This window comes from Salegentibacter sp. UBA1130 (genome assembly GCF_002311535.1).
Taxonomy (GTDB): Bacteria; Bacteroidota; Bacteroidia; order Flavobacteriales; family Flavobacteriaceae; genus Salegentibacter; species Salegentibacter agarivorans.
The window spans coordinates 63,130-85,889 of sequence record NZ_DCAP01000006.1 but is presented as its reverse complement, the minus strand read 5'-3'; the positions used below and the strand labels follow the sequence as shown (position 1 = coordinate 85,889).

Sequence of the window (22,760 nt, the reverse complement as noted above, 5' to 3'; positions counted from 1 at the left end):
TTACTTTCTTTTACTGGAATTTCTTATAATAATTTCGGTATCTAACATTGTAATTTCTGAAACAGCAGCGTCAAGTTTGCGCGTGGAGTGTTCTAAAATTCTTTTTGTTGATATTTCTCCCATTTTTTGGGCGGGATGCGAAACGGTAGATAGCGTAGGTTCTACGATTCTGGAAATAGGATCATCGTTAAAGCCAATTATAGCGAGTTCCTCAGGAATTTTAACTCCTTTTTCTTTAGCATATAAAATTGCACTTACTGCAGCAGTATCGATAGCAGAAAAAATACCATCTGGAGGATTATCAAGTTTTAATAACTTTTCGGTTGCCTTCTTTCCTTCTTCAAAACTAAGGGTTTTCATATCCATTATGAGTTCTTCGTCAACCTGAAGTCCAGAGTCTATAAGAGCATCCACGTATCCTTTCTTTCTTAAATTATAAACATTAACGTGTTGAGCTCCAGCGAAATGTGCAATTCTTTTACATCCCTGTTCTATTAAGTGTTTTGTAGCCCTGTATCCAGCAGCGTGATTATCAATAATAACACGGTAAGAATTGAAATTTTCAGGTACCCGGTCTACAAATACTATAGGTATATTTTGTTTCACATATTGGTCAAAATGGCTGGTGTCTCTAGTTTCCATTCCTAAAGAAACAATTAAGCCTCCAACTCTAGCGTCGTATAAAGCTTTTACATTATCAACTTCATTTTTGTATTTATCATCAGATTGTGTGATAATTACATTATAGCCTGCTTTTCTGGCGGTTTTTTCAATTCCTGTAATCAAAGAAGCCTGAAATGGATGATTTATCTTAGGAATTGTTATCCCGATGGTTCTGGAAGTGTTATTTCTTAAACTGGCAGCTAAGGCATTAGGGCGGTAATTAAATTCTTCTGCAGTTTTTTGAATCTTTTTTATGGTTTTCTTTCCAATACTTTTATGGTTGTTCAAAGCTCTTGAAATAGTGGAAGGAGAATAGTTTAGCTCTTTTGCTAAATCATAAATTGTAACTTCTTTCTTTTTCATCAAATAGACACTAAAATTAGGTTGTGCAACAATATTACGAAACATTTTTTTATGGTTGCATAAAAACTATAGATTTCCGGTTGAATTCCTATTTTTTAGTCTTACTTAATTCTATTAATTTAAAAATAAACATATATTTGAGCTAACAATCGATTGCGTTTATTATGAGGAAATTATTATTTAGTTTATTGTTATTATTCATCGTATTCGGCAGGGGTGCCGCACAGGAAAATTTTTTAAATCCCATCCTGGCCGGGTGGTATCCTGACCCCGCAATTACCGATGATGGAGAGGGAAACTTTTATATGGTACATTCTACCTTTGCCTTTTACCCCGGCATCCCTGTTTTTCATAGTACAGATTTAGTTAATTGGAAGCAAGTGGGAAATGTGATTCAAAGGCCAGAGCAGGTAGATCTACATGGCTTTGGGACTTCCAGGGCAGTTTTTGCACCCGATATTAGTTACGATAATGGTACTTACTATTTAACCTGTACCATTGTTGACGGGAAAGGTAATTTTGTAATGACTGCAGAAGATCCTGCCGGCCCGTGGTCCGATCCGGTTTGGCTTCCGGAAGTTAGTGGAATAGATCCCGGATTATTCTTTGACGATAACGGTAAATCTTACCTGGTTTATAACAGTGAACCGCCAAATAACCAGGCTAAATACGAAGGACACCGTACCATTAGAATGATTGAGTTTGATAAAGAAAATCTAAAAACTATTGGTGAGAACCGAATTTTAGTAGATGGCGGGGTAGATATTTCTACTGAACCCGTTTGGGCTGAAGGTCCCAGGATTTATAAACTAAACGGCTATTATTATTTAATGACAGCTGAAGGTGGAACCGCGGTGAACCATTCTGAAATGATTTACCGAAACACAAATATTAATGATGAGTTTATTCCTTTTGAAGAAAATCCGATTCTAACCCAGCGTCATCTTGATCCAAATAGAGAAAATCCTATTACTTCTGCGGGCCATGCCGATATTGTACAACATCCAAATGGTGATTGGTACGGAGTTTTCCTTGCTGTGAGACCATATGAAGGCGATTTATATAATACGGGAAGGGAAACTTTCTTAACTCCGGTAAAATGGGAAAACGACTGGCCTATTTTCGATTTAGGGGGCGAAGAGATTAAATATTCTTATCCACTGCCAGAGGGAGTTGAACTTAAAAAGAATTTAATTCCGTTAAACGGTAACTTTTCTTTTAAAGAAACATTTGATAAAAAGGAGTTGCCGCTAAACTGGATGATGCTTAGAAACCCAAAAACTAACTGGTATGATCTAAAAAATGGAGCGGAAGGAATTATCCTTAAAACCCGTCCTGAAACTGTAGAAGGCGAGGCTAATCCTAGTTTCCTTGGTCATAGGCAGCAACATATAATTGGTGAAGTTTCTATTTCAGTTGAATTTGACGCAAAGGCTGAAAATGAGAAAGCCGGTTTGCTCGCTTTTCAAAAGGAAACCCATTATTATTACGCAGCGCTTTCTAAAAAGAATGAACAACCTGTTGTGCAATTATATAAGTCGAATGAATTAATAGAAAGCATTTCTTTAGACAATACAATATCTGAAGTTGAATTTAAACTGAAGTTTGAAGAAGATGAATATACTTTCTACTACAAAACCGAAGGTGAATGGCAGCAATTGGGAGAAACACAGGATGGGAAATTTCTTAGTACCCAGGTAGCCGGCGGATTTGTAGGTGTTAACTTAGGGCTGTACACCACTTCTAATGGAAAACCAGGTGATAATGAAGCCTTATTTAATTGGTTTCATTATTCTGGAAATGATGAAGTGTATAGGGACTAATAGTTATAGTTTTAAGGATATATTAAAACCGGTGCATCCAGGCATCGGTTTTTTAGTTTAGATTATTTCAGAAAGATATTCTTCGTTAAAATATGGAATAAAAAAAAAGCTGCTGATAGTTTGAATATCAGCAGCTTTTCAATAATAACAGCTTTCTTTAGTCTAATTCAGTATAAGACTGCATTGTTTTTATTTTACCATTTTCATCGTGTTCAATTTCCATCATTTTCATACTTCTTAAGTAGGTTTTCCCGTCTGAAAGTGAACTATCGTGGTAGAATAAATACCATTTTCCTTCGTATTCAACTATAGAATGGTGATTTGTCCAACCTACAACTGGTTCTAAAATTACTCCCTGATAAGTGAAAGGGCCATAAGGGCTATCGCCAATGGCGTACGCAATATTGTGGGTGTCTCCGGTAGAGTAAGAGAAATAATATTTACCATTATATTGGTGAACCCAGGCTGCTTCAAAGAATCTACGGTCGTTGTCACCTGTGGTAATAGGCTCTCCGTTTTCATCTAATATTTCAACATCTTTTGGTTCTTCAGCAAAACTCAATAGATCATCGCTCATTTTTGCGATTTTAGGGCTAAGTGCTGGTTCATCATCAGCAGGATATTCGTCTTCTTCAACAAATTCTCCCGTTTGCCAACGTTGTAACTGGCCACCCCAAATTCCCCCAAAATACATATAATATTCACCATCGGTATCTTTGTAAACCGCGGGATCTATACTATAGCTGCCTTCAATTGGTTTTTCTTCCGGGGTAAAAGGACCCTCTGGCTTATCAGATGTGGCTACTCCAATTCTAAAAATATCGTCTTTATCTTTTGCAGGGAAGAAAAGGTAGTATTTACCATCTTTTTCGGCCGCATCAGGTGCCCACATTTGACGTTTTGCCCAGGCTACGTCTTCTACGTGAAGAACTTCACCATGATCGGTTACTTCGCCATCAGGGTCTTCCATAGAATACACGTGATAATCTTTCATGTTAAAATGGTTTCCGTCGTCCATTTCAGGTTCTCCGGAATCCCAATCATGTGAAGGGTAAATAAATATTTTATCTTCAAATACGTGAGCGGAAGGGTCTGCAGTAAAATGATCGGTAATTAAAGGCTCTGAGTGATATTTAATAGTATCTTGTTGTGCTATAGAATCTTCAGATGTCTCATCTTTCTCCTCCTGTTTGTTGTTATCCTTACAACCAAAGGCGATAAGCGCCGGTAATAAAATTGGAAGGCTTTGTTTTAATTTCATATTAAAATTGGTTTTAATGTTTCGGGTAAAAATATAAAAAAAATCAATCGTATTCGTAAGTTAAATTAGATAATATCCCCTGTAAAATAGTTTTTTAAGCAAAATATGAGCTTTCAGAATAGGTTTTTTAACACAAACGGTTGCGTAATTAATTTAAAGTACCCTGAATTCTTAATGTAGACTTATTTTTTCCTCATTGCTGCTAAAGTTGCTTATCAAAATTTGGGATAATAATGTATATTTAAACTGCTACAAGTTTACTAATAAACCTATTAGCCAGTAGTTTAGTAAGTGTATGTTTGAGCCATCTGGTAGCAACGTGCACCGGATGGTTTTTTATTTGAAATAAGCTTGTGGAGTGGGGGAATCTTTTGGAAAGTAGGGAGTATTTTAAATTATCCTATGCTTTTTTATAAAGAGAGATTCTTTTAAATCAATTTAAGGTCTTTCATTATCCCAATGAGATGAGGATTGGTGTTTGCTTTAAATTCTTCGCGTAGCTCTTTTAAACGCTTTTCTATAGCGCTTCTACTGCTGGGTTTAATATTTTTTTTCTTCAACTCTCTTTCAATTTCATCCTGAGTGTAACCGTTGGAAAGATACTTTACAATACTTATCTCAAATTCGTTAAGGCTAAGCAGGTTTTTCTGTTTTAGGGCTTTTTCAATAGAAGGAGAATTGTATTTTTTGTTTTTACTTACAGCTTTAATCGCTTCCTTCAGATCTTTAAGTCCGTTACGGTCTTTACAAACATAAGCATCAATATTACCGGAATTCCATAAATCACGAACGGTTTGAGGATGATCTTCAATAGAGTTTACAATAACCTTTAGGTTGGGGTCTTCGTTTTTTAAGATTGAAATAAGCTCCTGGCCCGAAGTTATTTTTTCATCTCTATAATCCTGTTTAAAAGAGAGGTCGCAAATAAGTAAATCAAAGTGATTGTTGTCCTGGATAGCTCTTTTTGCCTTTAACCACGCCTGGTCACAATATTGAACATGAACAACTTCTGTAATTCCCAGATCTTTTAAAACAAGGGAAACAGCCTGGTTAATACTATCCATATCTTCTGCAACAAGGATCTTTTTAAACATAAGAAAATCTATAGCGGAATACAGATTATAATTTTTAATCCTTTTCCTTTTTCAGTTTCAAAAGTAAGTTTTCCATTTATGGAAAAAATACGGTTTTCCACATTTTGCAAACCATTTCCGGTTTTGATAGCTTGCATAGCACTCCCTTTCCCATTATCTGAATAATCTATTTTAAGCTTTTTTTCTTCTTCATTAAAAATCAAAGCAACAAGACTGGCGTTGCTGTGTTTCTTCATATTCACCATTATTTCCTGTAATACCCTGTAGATTATAAGTTTTTTTTCGGCTTTAATCTTACTCCAGATAATATTCTTTTCTCCGCTTATAATTAGCCGTGTATTTTCAGGACAAATGCTGGAGAGCGATGCAATTAGATGGTTTAGATATCCGGCACCGGTGGTGATATTGCTATTCTCCCTGGAGATATTTCTTGTGCGGTTGTAGATTTGCTCCAGTTTATCCATCGTTTCATTTGGAGCTATAGTCTCCATGCTGCTCATTACATTATAAACATCGTTCCCTAGTTCGTCGTGAATTACCTTTGAAATTCGGGTTTCAGTATTATAAATTTCTCTTATTTTTTCTTTTTTGTGCTTTTGCCTATTATAATAAATGATAAAAATAGCTATCCCAATTACTAAAATGGCAAAAAAGAGCAGCATGTAATTTCTTAGTTTTATTTCCTGGTTTTCCACTGCTTGTACTGCTGCAGAAGCTTCTAAACCTGATATTTGCTGCTGTTTCCTTTCTTCGTCGAACTTAATTTTGGCAAAAATATTTTTTGCCTGTAAATTTAATTTGTTCAAACTATCGTTTAACCGAATATATTCCGAAACGTAATTTGTTTCATCACCTTTATCGGAATTTAAGTTAATAAGCCTTTTTAGTGCATCTATTTGTGCTTGAAGCTTATTGTTTTTCTTACCGGTTTCTAACCATTTTTTAGCATAATCTATAGCTTTTATTTTATCTCGATTCTCATAAAACTGCGCTAAATTCTCATAGCTTGCTGTGATGCCTATATTATCATTTTGTTCTTTACGCCACCGTAGCGCCAGTAATAATTCTGATGAAATATCCTTTTCTGAATCCTGTAACCATTTATTAAAAGCGAAGTTATCAAGGTAGCGCGCTCTAGATTTATAGTCCTGTTCTGAAACTTTGGAAAGAATCTTTTCAAAAATAAACTCTGCTTTTTCATAATCTTCCTGATCCTCATAAACCAATGCAATATTATTTTGGTATGTGAGACTATCTTCCAGGTTTGTGGCATAGTGAAGTGCATTTTGATATTCTTTTAAAGCATCTTTATAAAAACCCTGGTTGCGATACGCAATAGCAATTATATTATAAGCACTACTGAGATATTGGGCATCTTTTTCTTTGTTAAGATAGCGTAAAGCTTCTGTAGCCGATTCCTGGCTGCCGGTATAATCTTGCATTCGACCTTGAGCAACGGCTATTTCGAGAGTTCTGCGTGCAGCTTTAATACTATCTCCTATTTGAAAATATCTTTTTCGGGATTCGAACGCGTTTTTAAAAACTCCTTCCTGATTTTCCAAATACCGATTAACAACCGCTTTTCGGTAGAAAGACAGGGCAATCCAGTTTGTGTCTTTTTGAAAATTTGCAACACGCTCAAGGCTATCGGCAAAAAAGAGGGCGCTGTCATATTCTTTTAATCGGTTGTGATAATAAATTTTATAGTCTAGCAATAAAGGCAATAAAGTATCAGATTTTTGTTGAACTTTTTGGAGCCCTTCATTCAAAAGAAATATTTTCCGCGGAATAGAATCGGTGGCTTGGGCTTTTTCAAGGAAATAAGAAACTGAATCTGCCGGATGTTTATTCTCCTGGGTATCCACCTCTTTATTTTGGCAGCCTAAGAGTAAAATGGCCAGACTTAAAAATAAGCAGTAATAGTGCTTCATATGCTCAAAATTATGAAAAGCTTACGGCCCAGGGCTGAAATCAAATATTTAATTTTTAAAAATATAAAATAAGTAATCCGGAAATTCCGAATTTGAACAGATAGAAAAATTGGAATTTTCACAAAAATAAACAGAGAATTTTTTTATTTGTTTAATAGAAAGAAGAAATTGTATATTTGCCAGCCCTCTTTTAAACCCTCCGGCTATTTTTAAAAGAGATAAACATTAGTAAATGAATTAAGTGTTTACTTATAAAAATAAATTTGGGTTTTAAAACCCAGTACTAAAGAGGATAATTGAACTTTAGTGTTAAAATTAAGTTGTGTTGTTTGCCTTGTTAATTCAGGGCGTGTAGTTAGCCAGTAATATCCTATGTTGTGTGGATTTGGCTAACCAATGAGAAGCTTTTTTCCGTGTATTCGGAAAGAGGCTTTTTTATTTTTAGGGAATTTTAGAATTTTAGGAAACAACCGAGACTAAAATTAAAAAAGCCCGAAAACACTATGTGTATCGGGCTTTTAAGGTGGTGCCTCCAGGAATCGAACCAGGGACACAAGGATTTTCAGTCCTTTGCTCTACCAACTGAGCTAAGGCACCAGTTGCTTATTGTTGTAAGCGGGTGCAAATATATATTCATTTTTATAATCTCGCAAAGGAAAATTTAAAAAAATGCTTTTGTAATTTAGCTGGCACAACTAATTATTATGAATTTAATTATTGATATTGGTAATTCTGCCGTAAAAAGTGCTGTATTTCAGGATGCTAAAATTTTGAGGTCTTATGTGTTTCCATTTGAAAATTTTTCAGAGAATTTTCAGAAAATTAAAAAAGACTACCCGCAAATAGCTTTTTCAATGCTTTCTTCAGTGATAAAAGATACTTTTGAGATCGAAAAAATACTGAAAAAAGAGACTAAACTTTTTGTTCTGGGAGAAAATACCAGGCTTCCGTTTAAAAATAATTATGCCTCTCCTCAAACTTTAGGGAAAGACCGTTTAGCACTTGTGGCAGCCGGTTCTTTAAAATATCAAAACATAAACCTTCTAATTATAGATGCAGGTACCTGTATTACTTTTGATTTTAAAAACGATAAAAATGAATATTTAGGTGGCGCTATTTCGCCGGGTTTACAAATGCGACTAAAAGCCCTTCATAATTTTACCGCCAAACTTCCGTTAGTTAAATTGGAAGAAAATATTACATTAATTGGTGATTCTACTAAAAATAGTATTCTATCTGGAGTATTAAACGGTGTAGCAGCCGAGCTTGATGGAATAATTGATCGGTACAAGGCTGATTATAAATATTTAACAATTATTTTAACAGGAGGGGATAGTCAAATTTTGTCAAAGCGGGTAAAAAATGGCATATTTGCCAACCCGAATTTTCTTTTAGAGGGATTAAACTACATTTTAGAATTTAACAAGACTCAATGATTAAACGATTTATAGTAATCGTAGCTGTTTTTTTTACAGTTGTTGCTACAGCTCAGGAGAATGTATCTTCACCCTATTCTTACTACGGAATTGGCCTTAACACTTTTAAAGGAACTGTAGAAAACAGATCTATGGGTGGCTTAAGTATGTTTTCAGATAGTATTCACCTTAACCTTAGAAACCCTGCAGGCTATGGTAGATTAAGAAGAACAACTTACGCCCTGGGAGGTTCCCACGAGCAATTAACCTTAAACTCAGATGCTGCAGAAGATAAAGCAAAAGTTTCTTCTTTAGATTATTTAGCAATTGGTATACCGGTGGGAGGAAATTTAGGTTTTGCTTTTGGCGTTTTACCTTATACCTCGGTAGGATATCAAATTCTGGATATTCGGGAAGATGTGGCTAGCAGGCTGGAAGGTCGTGGCGGGATGAATAAAGTTTTTCTTTCGGCAGGATATCAGGTAATTCCTTCTTTAAGCTTTGGGCTAGATGTTAATTATAACTTCGGAAACCTTCAAAATCGTAGAACGCTTATTAGAGATGAGGTTCAATTAGGTTCTCGTGATGTAAGCAGGTCAGATTTACTGGGTTTTAGCTATAATTTTGGTGCCGATTTTCAACAGCGATTAAAAAACGGACTTAAACTACACGCAGCGGCAACGTATTCACCAACTACAACTATAGATGCTGAAAATTCCAGACAATTAGCCACTATTGCTTTTTCGCCAAACGGGGGAGAGTCTGTAGTAGAGGAACGCGATCTAAATGTAGAAGACTCAGAGTTAACCCTGCCCGCTAAATATACAATTGGTTTAGGATTGGGAAGGCCCAATAAATGGTTCTTTGGTGGGGAATATGTAAGTACAGATGATAATTCATTTTTAAGTGTAAATGGTGCTGGCGGTGCAAATGCAAATTTTGCAAATGCGGCCCAGTATAAGTTTGGTGGGTATTTTATTCCACAATATAATTCAATCACCAACTATTTTAATCGTATTGTATACCGTGCAGGATTCAGGTTTGAAGAAACAGGTTTAAATATCAATAACCAGGACATTAATGAGTTTGGCATCACTTTTGGAGTTGGACTACCTGTAGGACCAGGATTTTCTAATATAAACCTTGGATTTGAGTATGGACAGCGCGGTACCACAGATTCAGGTTTAATTCAGGAAGATTACTTCAGGCTTTCAGTAGGGCTTTCCCTTACCGAAGCCAGGAGATGGTTTGAAAGAAGAAAATTTAATTAACCACAATAATAAAACAAGAAAATGAAAGCGAGATTTATAGCATTAATTACGGGAGCCGTTTTAGGTTCAAGTGTTCTAAGCGCACAGTCTAATGATTGTGCAACAATGGCTGCCCTGGCTTATGACGATGCCAAAGCCAAGAATTATGAGGCCGCTTACGAACCTTTAATGAAAGTAAGAGAAGAGTGTCCAAAATATAGTTTGGCTACTTTTCAATATGGTGAACGTGCTCTTAACTATAAAATTGAGAACGCTGAAGGTGCCGAAAAAGAACAATATATAGAAGAGCTTATTAGCCTTTGGGAAGAACGTTTGGAATTGTTTCCAAATAAAACTTCTAAAGGAAAAATCTATTCTGATATCGCTCAGTTAAGATATGACAATAAAATAGGTACTAAAGAAGAATTATATAACGCTTTTGATAAAGTGTATACCGAAGATCGAGAGAACTTTACCAGCCCAAAAGGTTTGTATGCTTATTTTGATCTAATGGTAGAAATGCAAGATGCAGGAGATAGAGAACTTCAGGATGTTTTTGATAATTACGATAAAGTAATGGAGAAGATTGAAGAAGAAGAAAATGATGCTGCAGAAAGATTGGCTCCTTTATTAAAAAAGCAGGAGGAAGGTGAAGAACTTACTTCAAAAGAGAAGAAGCAAATTGAATATGCTGAGATTAACCTGAAAAACTACAACCTTGTAAAAGGAAGTATTAATGCTAAATTAGGTGCTAGAGCAGATTGTGATAATTTAATTCCTCTTTACAAAAAAGATTTTGAAGCTAAGAAATCTGATGTTTCATGGTTGCAGAATGCTAACGCGAGATTATCTGCTAAAGATTGTACTGAAGATCCATTATTCTTCCAGGTTTCTGAAGCATTACACCAGTTAGAGCCTTCTGCAAACTCTGCTTACTCTCTAGGTCAGTTAGCTGAAGCCGATGGCGATAGGGCTAAAGCTTTAGAGTACTATAACGAAGCTGCAGAGTTAGAAGAAGATCCTAACGACCAGGCTAGAATTTACTATAGAATTGCTACTAACTATAAAGAAAGAGGTAGCTTTTCTCAAGCTAGAAATTACTATAGAAAAGCACTGGAAGCTAAGCCATCTTTAGGGAATGCATATTTACAAATTTCGAATATGATTGCTCAAAGTGCTAACAATTGTGGTGAAACTACTTTTGATAAAAGAGCTGTTTACTGGTTGGCTGCAGATTATGCTGCCAGAGCTGCAAGGGTAGACCCTTCTATTGCATCTAATGCAAATCAAACTGCTACTGCTTACAGAGGTAGAGCACCTCAAAAATCTGATGTATTTCAAGGCGGAAGAAGTGCGGGTGAAGCAATACAAATAGGATGTTGGATTGGGGAGACCGTGCGTATCCCACAAATGTAATATGAGATTAACATATAAGGAAATAATAACAGGCATTGTCACGCTAACCGGCGTGACAATGCTTTTTTCATGCCAGGGTAATCTTAATGAGATTAGGGCTCTGGAAATTGAGGGTGATGCACCGCAAGCTATTGCCGAAGGTATTAATCTAAAGTATACCGATTCTGGTAGGATGGTGGCTAATTTAAAAAGCCCTAGGATGATGGATTTTACAAACAAAGAATTTCCTTACCGCGAATTTCCCGAAGGTTTGGAACTGGAGATTTTTGACGAAAATAACGAGAAAAGTACGGTTACTTCAGACTACGGAATTATTTACGATGGTACCAACCTTATAGATTTACAGGGAAATGTGGTGATCTTTACAGCCGATAGTATGCGGCTGGAAGCTTCACAGTTGTTCTGGGATCAAAATATTAACTGGATTTTTACCGATAAACCTAATACCATTAAATTTCCAAATGGAGCGCTTAACGAAGGGGAGGGTTTTGATGCTAATCAAAATTTCGGTAATTTTCGCTCCAGAACTAATGTGGGAGTGCAAATTATAAAAGACAATAAATCAGATGAGTAAATATTTTAAATACTTTGAATACGCTTATTTGTTTATAGCGGTTTTCTTTCTGTACGAGAGTATTCGCATTTGGAATACCGAGCGTAGTAGGGCATATTTATTCATCTTTTTCGTGGTAATATCTATCTTTATGTTCTTCTTTAAAAGAAGATTTAGACGAAAAATAGAAGAGCGTAACAAGCAGGAATAATGGAAGTTGAAATTCTTATCATTGTCCTTTCCTTAATTTTATCTGCTTTCTTTTCCGGGATGGAAATCGCTTATATTTCTTCAAATAAAATCTATATAGAAATAGAAAAGCGCCAAAACGATTTTCTGGCGACCATTCTAAAAAGATTGACCAAAAAACCTTCAAAATTTATCGCTACCATGCTGGTAGGGAATAATATTGCCCTGGTGGTGTACGGTTTTTTTATGGGAGATTTACTTATGATTTGGCTTGAAGGGCTCCAACCTGTAAATAACGCTTTTCTAGAATATCTTATCGTAGATCTAAACTTATTTACCCAAACCGTAATTTCTACACTCGTAATTTTGCTTACTGCCGAGTTTCTTCCAAAGGTGTTTTTTCAAATCTACGCAAATACCATGTTGAAGTTTTTCGCAGTGCCGGCTTATATTTTTTACCTGGTTTTTAGCTTTATTTCCTCTTTCGTAATATGGATTTCTGATGTTATTCTAAAAAGATTTTTTAAAACCGAAGGAGACGAGGTACAACTCGCTTTTAGCAAAGTTGAGCTGGGAAATTTTATAAACGAGCAGATGGAAACCGTAGAAGATGATGATGAAGTAGATTCTGAAATCCAGATCTTTCAAAATGCACTTCAGTTTTCAGATATTAGAGCGCGGGAGGTGATGGTGCCAAGAACCGAAATCATTGCGGTAGACCAACACCAGGCGCCAAAAGATCTTGTAAATACTTTTACCGAAACCGGGCTTTCCAAACTCCTAATTTATAACGAAACCATAGACGATGTAATTGGTTATGTTCACTCCTTCGAACTTTTTAAAAAGCCCGAATCTATAAAATCTATATTGTTACCGGTGGTTTTTGTTCCCGAAACCATGTGGGTAAAAGATGTATTAAATAATCTTACTAAAAAACGAAAAAGTATAGCCGTGGTTATAGATGAGTACGGTGGTACAAGCGGGATGATTACTGTAGAAGATATAGTAGAAGAACTTTTTGGTGAAATTGAAGACGAGCATGATCCCGTTGTACTTACCGAAGAAGATTTAGGAGAAAATCATTATAAATTTTCAGCCCGTTTAGAAGTAGATTATCTAAATGAAAACTATAAATTCAGTATTCCTGAAGGAGAAAATTATGAAACCCTTGGAGGTTATATTGTGAATCACACCGAAGAAATTCCGCAGCAAAACGAAGAATTAGAGGTGGATAATTTTTCATTTAAAATCCTGGAAGTTTCCAATACCAAAATAGAATTGGTAGAGTTAAAAATAAAACCCGCAGATTAATTAGCGATTAGTTAATATTTTGCTAATTATAAGTTTTATAATTAGGTTAAAAACATTATTTTCGCCCACTATATTTCGATAAAATAACAACTACAAATGGCAGTATTAAATAAAATCAGACAACGTTCTGTTTTCTTAATCATCATCATTGCATTGGCACTTTTTTCTTTTGTGCTTGCAGATGTGATTCGTAACGGCGGTTTTTCTTCGCAAAAAGACCAGAATACCATCGCAACTATTAATGATGAAGAGGTGAGTAGGGAAGATTTTGCCCGGCAGGTAGAAGCTTACCAGCGTAACATGGGCTCCAATGCTAGCACTGCCCAGGCAGTAAACCAGGTTTGGGAACAAACCCTTCGTGAAACCATTCTTAAAGAAGAAATGGAAAAGCTTGGTATAAGAGCCGGTAAAGCTCAAATTAGAGAAGTAATGCGTATGCAAATGGGGAATAATCCTGCTTTTAGAAACGAAGCCGGGATGTTTGATGAGAACCGTGTACGTGAATATATTGCCAGCATTAGATCTACCCAGCCTCAAGCTTACGAGCAGTGGTTGCAAATGGAGAGCAATATGGGCGATATGGCCCGCCAGAATATGTATTTCTCTATGGTAACTGCAGGAATTGGTGCAACACTTACCGAGGCCGAGCAAGCTTATCGATTTGAGAATAACAGCGTAGACCTTCGCTTTGTACAATTGCCTTATTCTTCTATTCCAGATGAGGAAGTTGAGGTAAATAAAGATGAAATTAGAAATTATATAAAAGAAAATCCGTCACAATTTGAAACCGAAGCTTCAAGAAATATTAGATATGTTTATTTTGAAGAAAAAGCTTCAAATGAAGATGTGCAGGAAGCTGAAGATGCTTTAACTTCTTTACTGGACAGCCGTGTAGAATATAATGCGGTAACCAGCAGTAACGATACACTTCCAGGTTTCAATAATACTCAGGATTACGAAGATTTCGTAGAATCAAATTCAGACCTTCCTTACCAGGACAGGTTTATGTTTAAAAACGAATTACCTTCAGAATTTGCCGATGAGCTTTTTAATTTAGAAGAAGGAGAAACTTTTGGACCATATCAGCATAATGGATATTTCAAAATTTCAAAATTAGTTGAAACAAAGCAAATTCCAGATTCAACAAAAGCAAGTCATATTCTTGTAGCTTACCAGGGGCAACAGTTTGCTCCAGATGTTACCAGGAGTAAAGAAGAAGCTGAAGCTTTAGCCGATAGTCTTGTAAATGTGATAAGAGGAAACAAAGAAAAGTTTGCTGAGCTGGCTGCTGAATTCTCTTCAGACCGTTCGAATAGCGAAGACGGAGGAGATCTTGGATATTTTGGTCCTGGAACTATGGTGCCAGAATTTGACAGCTATGTATTTGAAAATAATGCTGGAGATGTTGGTGTTGTAGAAACCGATTTTGGTTACCACGTTATTCATATTGAAGAGCAAACCGAAAGAGAAAAAGCAGTAAAAATTGCGACTATCGCGAGAGAGTTAGAGGCTTCAGAACGTTCCAGAAACAACCTGTTCAACGAAACTACTAAGTTTGAAATCGCGGCAGGTGAAGGAGATTTCACAGAAGTTGCTAAAGAGGGCAATTATAACGTGAGAACCGTTAATAATGTGAAAGCCCTGGATGAAAACATTCCTGGTGTAGGAAACCAAAGAAGAATTGTGCAATGGGCTTTTGAAGATGATGCAAGCGTTGGAGACATAAGACGTTTTGATATTCCTTCAGGATATGTTGTGGCGCAACTTACTGCTAAGAATAAAGAAGGATTGATGACGGCTGAAAACGCTTCGTCTAAAGTAATTCCTATTCTTACTAAGCAAAAGAAAGCTGAAATCCTTAAAGAGAAAATTAATAGCAAGGATCTTCAGGAAATTGCTTCTGCCAACAATACTATGGTACAAACGGCCAATGCTGTAAACCTTTCAAGCCCAACTTTACCGGGAGCAGGAAGAGAGCCTGAAGTTGTAGGTTCGGTTTTCGCTTTAGAGCCCGGATCTGTAAGTAATCCAATTGCCGGAGAAAAAGGAGTTTATGTAGTAGAGCTTGAAAGTAAAAATGAAGCTCCTGCTATGAATTCTTACCGCGGAATTGCCGAACAGGAAACTACCAGCAGAAGACAAAACGCGTCCCAAAGACTTTTTGAGGCCTTGCGTAAAAAAGCAGATATTGAAGATAATAGAGCTAGATTCTATTAGTAGAATAAGCCATTAAATATAAAGCCCTGGTAAATTTTACCGGGGCTTTTTTATGTATAATTGTTTTTGAACAAATTTCCCGAAGAAAATTCGAGAGTTTAAGGTCTTTTAAAGTCGGTTTTTACAGAACAATATCTTCAAAAGCGAAAATAGTAGAGAAACCTTTATGGTTGAAATATTTAAAAACTTCTTCTCTTTTACCGGTAACCATTACAAAGTCGCCGCCCCATCCACCAAGGCTTTTAACAACTCCCAGGAAATCTGGAAAGCGCTCCTGTTTTACTTTTGGAGTTTGCAAAGCTTTTGAAAGTAATGTCTCGTGAATATTAATTAAAAGATCAAATTCGGTAAGACTGCTGCAGTTTATAAATTGCTCGGTAAGCGAGGAAATTTTTTCTGTAAGTCCGGTTTTATTTGCTTCGGGTAGCGCTTTATAATGTGCGATAGCCTCGCGGCTATTTTTTTTCTCATTTAAGTAAACAAAAAAAATATTTTCTGCAAATTCAGGATAAAAATTAGCCTTTAAAACCGAAGGACCATTTTCAGTAATTTGATAAGTTACCGGTTGATTGTTTTGCGCCGCAGCGATATCATACCCACTGCCTCCAAAAGTGTTTTTAAGCAGCTTGTAGGCATCGATTTCAAACCAGGAAGCAATGTTGTTAATTAAAGTTGAAGACGTCCCTAAACCCCAGTTTCTATTAAAATTCAATCGGGTGGTAATCTCAATCCCTATTTTTTCTTCTGAAAATATTTTAGGGTTTAATTGGTGTGCAACATTCAGTATTTGTACAAGTTTCTTTCCGATATTTTCTTCGCCCTGAATTAGTTCAATTTCTCCATTTTTAAAACCAAACTCGCCCTGAAACCAGAGTTTTTCGTTTTCATCAAAACTATTCCATTCAATATTCTTGCCTTCAGAAGTTTTTACTTCCAGCGACTGACCAAATTTTGTGGGTATGGCCAGTGCTTTTGCACCGTCCAAAACAGCATATTCTCCTGTGATTAAAAGTTTTCCGTTACTGTAAAACTCTTTCATGAATTTCGTAATTTTTTTAATTCTTCTACCGCGCTGCTATGGGTCACCGTATTGTTAGTGAAGTATTGAATAAGGATTTTCTTCTCGGCTTCAGTAGCTTTATGTTGATTTAAAATATTCATTAAATGCATTTTCATATGGCCTTGCTGAATTCCGGTAGTAGTAAGAGAATTAATTGCCGCAAAGTTTTGTGCCAGGCCGGCAACGGCTACAACTTTCATCAATTCCCTGGCGGTAGGCTGCTGTAAAATATCTAAAGCAAGTTTTACTAAGGGATGTAAACTTGTTAATCCGCCAACAGTTCCAAGTGCTAAAGGAATTTCAATCCAGAATTTAAAAATACCATTTTCAATACTGGCGTGAGTTAAACTTGAGTATTTTCCTTTACGTGAGGCATAAGCGTGAATACCGGCTTCTACAGCTCTAAAATCGTTTCCGGTAGCCAAAACTACAGCATCAATCCCATTCATAATTCCTTTATTATGGGTCACCGCACGATAAGGTTCTACTTCGGCAATATTCACGGCCTGTATAAATTTCTTTGCGAAATCTTCGGCGTTTAAATCTTTGTTTTCATTGAGCTCTTCTACCGGGCAGGAAACTTCAGCTCTCACTAAACATTCCGGCACATAGTTAGAAAGAATGCTCATTATAATTTCAATATTCCTTTCTTCCAAAGAAAAATCTTCATATTGCTGAGCTTCATTTTCAAAAACTTCTGCGAATTTTTCCAGGCAGGAATTTATAAAATTCGCTCCCATGGAATCTTTAGTTTCAAACTCGCAATGCAGCTGATGATAATTAGTGATTTCAGCAGTTTTATCTCTCAATTTTATATCTAAAACTCCACCGCCGCGTTTTTCCATATTACGGGTAATAGGTTTTACCGCTTCCAAAAGTTTAGGTTTGGTGGCTTGAAAGAACTGTTTTAGTTTTTCCTTATTTCCAAAGAAATTAAAATGAACCTGGCCTATTTTTTTGGTATCAATTACTTCAGCTTTAAATCCGCCTCGGGTTCTCCAGAATTTAGCGGCTTTACTCGCCGCTGCGATTACCGAGCTTTCTTCAATAGCCATAGGAATTGCGAGCAAATCTCCGTTAATCAGGAAATTAGGCGCCAGGCCAAAAGGCAGGTAGAAATTTGAAAGGGTATTTTCGGTAAATTCGTCGTGAAGTTGTTGTAACCTGGAATCTTCGTTCCAGTATTGTCTAAGAATAGCAACATCTTCGGGGCGGTCTTTCAGGTAGGTTTCAGCCAACCAGTCTATTTTTTCCTTCTTTGTAAGTTTGGAAAATCCGCTGATAGGTTTTATCATTTTCAAGCTAATTTATAGATCGCAAAGATACAATTGTTATTTAAGGGAAGCAGGTTTTAGGTTTTTAGAAAATACGGGGGAATATTTCTTTAACAAATCCTTAGTATTTAACACTCAAATCCTACTTTTTTTGCTGAAAATTTAGTAAACTTGGCAATCAAAATTCATTCTATAAATTTTATGAAGTTCTCCAAAATACTGGTTGGGTTGTTAATAGCGGCAACCTCAACAATTTACGCGCAGGATAAGGAAATTAGCCTCGAAGAAATCTACGACGGCACCTTTAGACAGGAACGTTTACAATCCCTACAATCTTTAGATAATGGTAAAGAATACCTGGTTTTAAATCGCGATCGCGAGGCAAATACCACGAGCATAGATGTGTATTCTTATAAAAGTGGCGAGAAAGTTAGAAGCCTCTTAAATAGTAAAGATCTTAGTGAAATTTCAGGTTTCCAGGGATTTGAGCTTAGTGAAAAGGAAGATAAGATTTTGCTTTCTACCAATATGGAGCAAATTTACCGCCGTTCTTCTCGCGGAATTTATTATATCTATGATGTAGAAGATAAAACGCTTACCAAATTAAGCGATAATAAAATTCAGGAGCCAACTTTTTCTCCAGATGCTTCTAAAGTAGCTTACGTTTTTGAAAATAATATTTACACTTACGATATCGCTACTGGCGAAGAAACCCAGGTGACTACAGATGGTAAGAAAAACAAGCTGATAAATGGAGTTACCGATTGGGTGTATGAAGAAGAATTTGCTTTTGTAAGGGCTTTCGATTGGAATAAAACCGGAACTCATTTAGCTTACCTTAAGTTTGATGAAACCGAAGTTCCTGAATTTTCAATGGATATTTTTGGGCAGGATCTTTACCCAAGTCAGCAGGTTTTTAAATATCCTAAAGCCGGAGAAACAAATTCTGAAGTATCCCTTTATACTTATGAATTAGCTGCTAAAGAAAGTGAAAAAGTTGAACTTGGAGATTATGAAGATTTTTATATTCCAAGAATTAAATGGACGCAGGATCCTGAGATTTTAAGCGTACAGGTTTTAAACAGGCACCAAAATAATCTGGATCTTATTTTCGTAGATGCTGAAGATAATGAAGCTGAAGTGGTGATGAATGAGACTGATGAAGCTTATATAGATATCACTAACAACCTTACTTTTCTTGAAGACAACAGTTTTATTTGGACTAGCGAAAAGGACGGTTGGAACCATATTTATCTGTATGATGAAGATGGTGAGCTAGAAAAACAGGTTACCGAAGGAAACTGGGAAGTAACTGACTATTATGGTTACGATAAAGATTCTAAGAAGATCTTTTATCAAAGTACAGAAAACGGAAGCGTTAATCGCGATGTATATTCTATAAAGATTAACGGTAAAAACAAAACCCGTTTAACTGAAAAAGAAGGAATGAATAGCGGAGATTTTAGCGCAGACTATACCTATTTCATCAATTCTTACACAAGCACCGAAACTCCTTATGAGTTCACCTTACATAATGCGAAAAACGGTAAACTGGTAAGAAAGATTAAAGATAATTCGGCTTTACTGGAAAAAGAAGCCGCTTATAATTTCGCTCCAAAAGAACTAAGCACTATTGAGGTGAATGGTAATGAGCTTAATATGTGGATGATTAAGCCAAACGATTTTGACGAGAATAAAGAATATCCATTATTAATGTTTCAATATTCAGGGCCAGGTTCACAGTCGGTTTCAAATTCTTACTTCGGCACAAACGATTACTGGTATCAGCTACTCGCTAACGAGGGATATATTATAGCAACCGTAGATGGGCGTGGTACAGGATTTAAAGGTGCAGACTTTAAAAAGGTTACTCAAAATGAATTGGGTAAATATGAAGTTGAAGATCAAATTGCCGCTGCCCAAAAACTTGGCGCAAGAGATTATATAGATGAAAACCGAATTGGAATTTGGGGCTGGAGTTATGGAGGTTTTATGTCTTCTAACGCCATTTTAAAAGGAAACGATACTTTCTCTATGGCAATAGCTGTAGCACCGGTAATTAGCTGGAGATTTTACGATACCATCTATACAGAAAGATATATGACTACGCCTCAGGAAAACCCTTCAGGGTATGATGAGAATTCACCTATAAACCACGCAGAAAAATTAAAAGGAGATTATCTTTTAATTCACGGTGGGGGAGACGATAATGTACACCTTCAAAATACCATGAGAATGGTGGAAGCTCTAGTACAGGCTAATAAGCAATTTGACTGGGCTATTTATCCAGATAGAAACCACGGAATTTACGGCGGAAATACAAGGTTACATCTATACACAATGATGACCGATTTTATAAAAGAAAAACTATAATCTAAATGGCAACAGTAACAAACAGAGCGCCTCAAAAAGAACTTTTTGGGCATCCGGTAGGACTTTATATTTTATTTTTCACCGAAATGTGGGAACGCTTTTCCTATTATGGAATGCGTGCTATTCTGGTTTTATATCTAGTAAGTGCCACAACCGGTGGAAACGCAGGTCTTGGATGGACAGGTGGAGAAGCTATTGCCCTTTATGGTTGGTATACTATGCTTGTTTATGTAGCCTCCATTCCCGGGGGAATTATAGCAGATAAACTTCTGGGCCAAAAGAAAACAGTTCTCTGGGGAGGAATAATCCTGGTAGCTGGTCACGGTATTTTGGCTGTAGAAGAAATGTGGGCATTTTATAGCGGACTAGCTTTAATTATTATTGGAGTTGGAATGCTGAAACCAAATATCTCAACAATGGTTGGAGGTTTATATAAACCCGGCGATATAAGAAGAGATAAAGGTTTTACCATCTTTTATATTGGGATTAACCTTGGTGCTTTTCTTTCCAGTTTAATTGTTGGTTATGTTGGTGAAAATATTGGCTGGCACTATGGTTTTGGTCTTGCCGGTATTGCTATGGCATTTGGACTCATAGTTTACTTATGGGGACAAAAATATTTGCTGAATGTTGGAAACCTATTATCTAAGGTTGAACGTAGTGAAGGAGCCTCTCTTAGCAATATGTTTAGTGAACTATTAAAGTCTCCACTACAACTTGCTATTACTTCAATTTTAATGATAGGTTCCATATATGTTCTTATTATGATGTCCGTTCCGTTTGGACTGCTGTATATATTCTTAACACTTGTAATCGCTTTGATGCTTATGGTGTACAAAGATCTTACTACGCAAGTTATGAAAGACAGGTATGTAGTAATGATCTTATCATTTTTACTTGTAGTTGTTTTCTGGGGAGCTTTTGAGCAAGCTGGAGGATTAATGAATATTTACGCGGCCGATAAAACTGATAGAACACTTTCGTTTAGCTTACCACTAATTGGAAATGAAGTGCCAGCCACCTGGTTTCAGTCCTTAAATGCCATGTTTATCATTATTTTTGGAGTAATAGTTGCAAATTTCTGGGCTAAAAGAAAATTGAAGAACAAAGAAGCTTCTTCAATCTTTAAAATGGCTACAGGGGTGATTATTATGGGGCTTGGCTTTCTATTTATGGCCATAGCTGCAAAAGAATATACCGCTTTTGAAAGTAAATCGGCTATGTATTGGTTAGTGCTTGCTTACTTGCTGCATACCATTGGAGAATTATGTTCTTCTCCGGTAGCGCTTTCTTTTATTACTAAGCTGGCACCGGTAAAATATGCCTCTCTTATGATGGGGGTTTATTTTGCTGCTACAGGACTTGGAAATAAAATGGCGGGACTTATTGGTGAATTCTCCCAGGGAGAACCCGCTACCGTTCAATTGAGCACAGAAGGCAGTGATGTAGCTAATAGATTGCAATTAAACGATACCATACTTCAAAATAAAAACGACTTTACGTTTAATGGTTTTGTTTACCTGGACAATAATGAGCTTGCGGTAACTAATATGGAAACTAAGGCACCGGTATTGGGGCTTATGAATTTTGAGAATAAAGATCAAAAGTCTGAGATCATAGCAAACCTCAAAGAAGAGGGTGTAACCGCCCAGGATCCCTATCATGTAATGCTTAATTTTAGGCAGGAGGAAGATAAAGTTGGATATTACGGAGATTTTGTGATCGAAGAAGTTCAAACCCAGTTGGAATTCAGAACTTTTATTGGAATTACTATATTCACAACCGTATTTGGACTAATTGTGATTTTTATGTTGAAACCTTTAAAGCGATTAACGCACGGTGCTGAAGACAACGAGCGGGAAATGCTGGAGCAGGAGCAATATGAAATTGCAGATACAGAAAGGGATAAGAAAAATTCTTAAAACAGTATTTGAAACAAAAAACGTTCTTTAATTTTAGGAACGTTTTTTGTTTTACAAACATTCTAAAAGCGATACATGATTAGAATAATTACCATATTTTTTCTGTTTATAGGAATTAATAGTCAAGCTCAGGAGATTAACTGGATGAGTATGAACGAGGCACTGGCAGCACAGGAAAAAGAACCAAAAAAGATATTTATGGATGCCTATACCGTATGGTGCGGCCCCTGTAAAATGTTAGATAAAAATACATTTACCAATTACGATGTAATCGAGTTTGTAAATGAAAATTATTACCCGGTAAAGTTTAATGCTGAAGGGCCTGAGGAAATTGATTTTAAAGGTCAGCTATTTAAAAATCCGCAATACGATCCTGAAAAGAAGACAAGAAGAAATTCTCCTCATCAATTGGCAAGGGCTTTAAAGATTACCGGCTATCCAAGCCTTGTTTTCTTTGATGAAGAAGCCAATTTAATTGCTCCTATTCCAGGGTATAGAACTCCACAACAGTTGGAGCTTTATTTAAAACTCTTTGCGGAAGATGAATATAAAAAAATGACTTCAAAAGAAGCTTTTGCAGATTACCAGGAGAATTTTGAAGGTTCTTTTGAGTAAAATATTTCGCTTCCGAGACTTTCACATCGT

General features: G+C 36.3%; 17 protein-coding genes and 1 tRNA gene. 11 read left to right on the top strand and 7 right to left on the bottom strand.

All coding sequences use genetic code 11. The features are described from left to right. Nucleotides 1-1,071: a LacI family DNA-binding transcriptional regulator gene (locus B4F31_RS01760; protein ID WP_093303386.1), complete on the bottom strand. Its 1,071-nt coding sequence runs from the start codon at nt 1,069-1,071 to the stop codon at nt 1-3. Nucleotides 1,072-1,190: 119 nt separating this feature from the next. On the opposite strand from B4F31_RS01760, the gene B4F31_RS01755 reads away from it, so the two are divergent. Next, complete coding sequence (locus B4F31_RS01755; RefSeq protein WP_286760472.1) at nt 1,191-2,849, top strand: glycoside hydrolase family 43 protein; 1,659 nt, start codon at nt 1,191-1,193, stop codon at nt 2,847-2,849. 157 nt (nt 2,850-3,006) lie between these two features. On the opposite strand, the gene B4F31_RS01750 is transcribed toward B4F31_RS01755, so the two are convergent. The 4 genes from B4F31_RS01750 to B4F31_RS01735 all read right to left on the bottom strand — a co-directional run bounded on the left by B4F31_RS01750 (nt 3,007) and on the right by B4F31_RS01735 (nt 7,732). Next, a complete protein-coding gene (locus tag B4F31_RS01750; RefSeq protein WP_075325833.1) occupies nt 3,007-4,110 on the bottom strand; it encodes a glycoside hydrolase family 43 protein in 1,104 nt (367 codons plus the stop codon). Between the two features lie 428 nt (nt 4,111-4,538). Then, the gene (locus B4F31_RS01745; protein WP_075325834.1) at nt 4,539-5,204 is read right to left on the bottom strand and encodes a response regulator; all 666 of its coding nucleotides are present in this window, start codon (nt 5,202-5,204) and stop codon (nt 4,539-4,541) included. 8 nt (nt 5,205-5,212) lie between these two features. After that, entirely contained in the window at nt 5,213-7,135 is a 1,923-nt protein-coding gene (locus tag B4F31_RS01740) for a tetratricopeptide repeat-containing sensor histidine kinase (protein WP_286760471.1), read from the bottom strand. 524 nt (nt 7,136-7,659) lie between these two features. Further along, nucleotides 7,660-7,732, bottom strand: a tRNA-Phe gene (locus B4F31_RS01735). A gap of 107 nt (nt 7,733-7,839) precedes the next feature. Here B4F31_RS01735 and B4F31_RS01730 point away from each other — a divergent pair. The 7 genes from B4F31_RS01730 (at nt 7,840) to B4F31_RS01700 (ending at nt 15,486) form a co-directional block, all read left to right on the top strand. Beyond that, nucleotides 7,840-8,571 carry a type III pantothenate kinase gene (locus B4F31_RS01730; RefSeq protein WP_286760470.1) on the top strand — a complete coding sequence of 244 codons (732 nt, stop codon included), beginning with the start codon at nt 7,840-7,842 and terminating at the stop codon, nt 8,569-8,571. After that, entirely contained in the window at nt 8,568-9,821 is a 1,254-nt protein-coding gene (locus B4F31_RS01725) for a hypothetical protein (protein WP_286760469.1), read from the top strand. Before B4F31_RS01730 ends, B4F31_RS01725 begins: the two co-directional genes overlap by 4 nt. A 21-nt stretch (nt 9,822-9,842) precedes the next feature. After that, nucleotides 9,843-11,216 carry a tetratricopeptide repeat protein gene (locus tag B4F31_RS01720; protein ID WP_075325838.1) on the top strand — a complete coding sequence of 458 codons (1,374 nt, stop codon included), beginning with the start codon at nt 9,843-9,845 and terminating at the stop codon, nt 11,214-11,216. A 1-nt stretch (nt 11,217) separates the two neighbouring features. Continuing rightward, nucleotides 11,218-11,790 (top strand): LPS export ABC transporter periplasmic protein LptC, encoded by a 573-nt coding sequence (gene lptC, locus B4F31_RS01715; RefSeq protein WP_075325839.1) that lies wholly within the window; start codon nt 11,218-11,220, stop codon nt 11,788-11,790. Beyond that, nucleotides 11,783-11,980: a hypothetical protein gene (locus B4F31_RS01710; protein ID WP_075325840.1), complete on the top strand. Its 198-nt coding sequence runs from the start codon at nt 11,783-11,785 to the stop codon at nt 11,978-11,980. The genes lptC and B4F31_RS01710 overlap by 8 nt, the downstream gene beginning before the upstream one ends. Beyond that, nucleotides 11,980-13,269, top strand: a complete 1,290-nt coding sequence (locus B4F31_RS01705; RefSeq protein WP_075325841.1) for a hemolysin family protein — start codon at nt 11,980-11,982, stop codon at nt 13,267-13,269. The genes B4F31_RS01710 and B4F31_RS01705 overlap by 1 nt, the downstream gene beginning before the upstream one ends. A 96-nt stretch (nt 13,270-13,365) precedes the next feature. Next, entirely contained in the window at nt 13,366-15,486 is a 2,121-nt protein-coding gene (locus B4F31_RS01700; RefSeq protein WP_286760468.1) for a peptidylprolyl isomerase, read from the top strand. A 121-nt stretch (nt 15,487-15,607) separates the two neighbouring features. Here the strand turns inward: B4F31_RS01700 and B4F31_RS01695 are convergent, their stop codons facing one another. Together B4F31_RS01695 and B4F31_RS01690 are read right to left on the bottom strand one after the other, a co-directional pair. Then, the gene (locus tag B4F31_RS01695) at nt 15,608-16,525 is read right to left on the bottom strand and encodes a GYDIA family GHMP kinase (RefSeq protein WP_075325843.1); all 918 of its coding nucleotides are present in this window, start codon (nt 16,523-16,525) and stop codon (nt 15,608-15,610) included. Next, nucleotides 16,522-17,841 (bottom strand): hydroxymethylglutaryl-CoA reductase, degradative, encoded by a 1,320-nt coding sequence (locus B4F31_RS01690; protein WP_286760467.1) that lies wholly within the window; start codon nt 17,839-17,841, stop codon nt 16,522-16,524. Before B4F31_RS01690 ends, B4F31_RS01695 begins: the two co-directional genes overlap by 4 nt. Before the next feature lie 180 nt (nt 17,842-18,021). On the opposite strand from B4F31_RS01690, the gene B4F31_RS01685 reads away from it, so the two are divergent. The 3 genes from B4F31_RS01685 to B4F31_RS01675 all read left to right on the top strand — a co-directional run bounded on the left by B4F31_RS01685 (nt 18,022) and on the right by B4F31_RS01675 (nt 22,730). Further along, nucleotides 18,022-20,193, top strand: coding sequence for a S9 family peptidase (locus tag B4F31_RS01685; RefSeq protein WP_286760466.1), 2,172 nt, complete (start codon nt 18,022-18,024; stop codon nt 20,191-20,193). A 5-nt stretch (nt 20,194-20,198) separates the two neighbouring features. Further along, complete coding sequence (locus B4F31_RS01680) at nt 20,199-22,115, top strand: peptide MFS transporter (protein WP_075325846.1); 1,917 nt, start codon at nt 20,199-20,201, stop codon at nt 22,113-22,115. 75 nt (nt 22,116-22,190) lie between these two features. After that, complete coding sequence (locus B4F31_RS01675) at nt 22,191-22,730, top strand: thioredoxin family protein (protein WP_075325847.1); 540 nt, start codon at nt 22,191-22,193, stop codon at nt 22,728-22,730. Nucleotides 22,731-22,760: the final 30 nt, after the last annotated feature.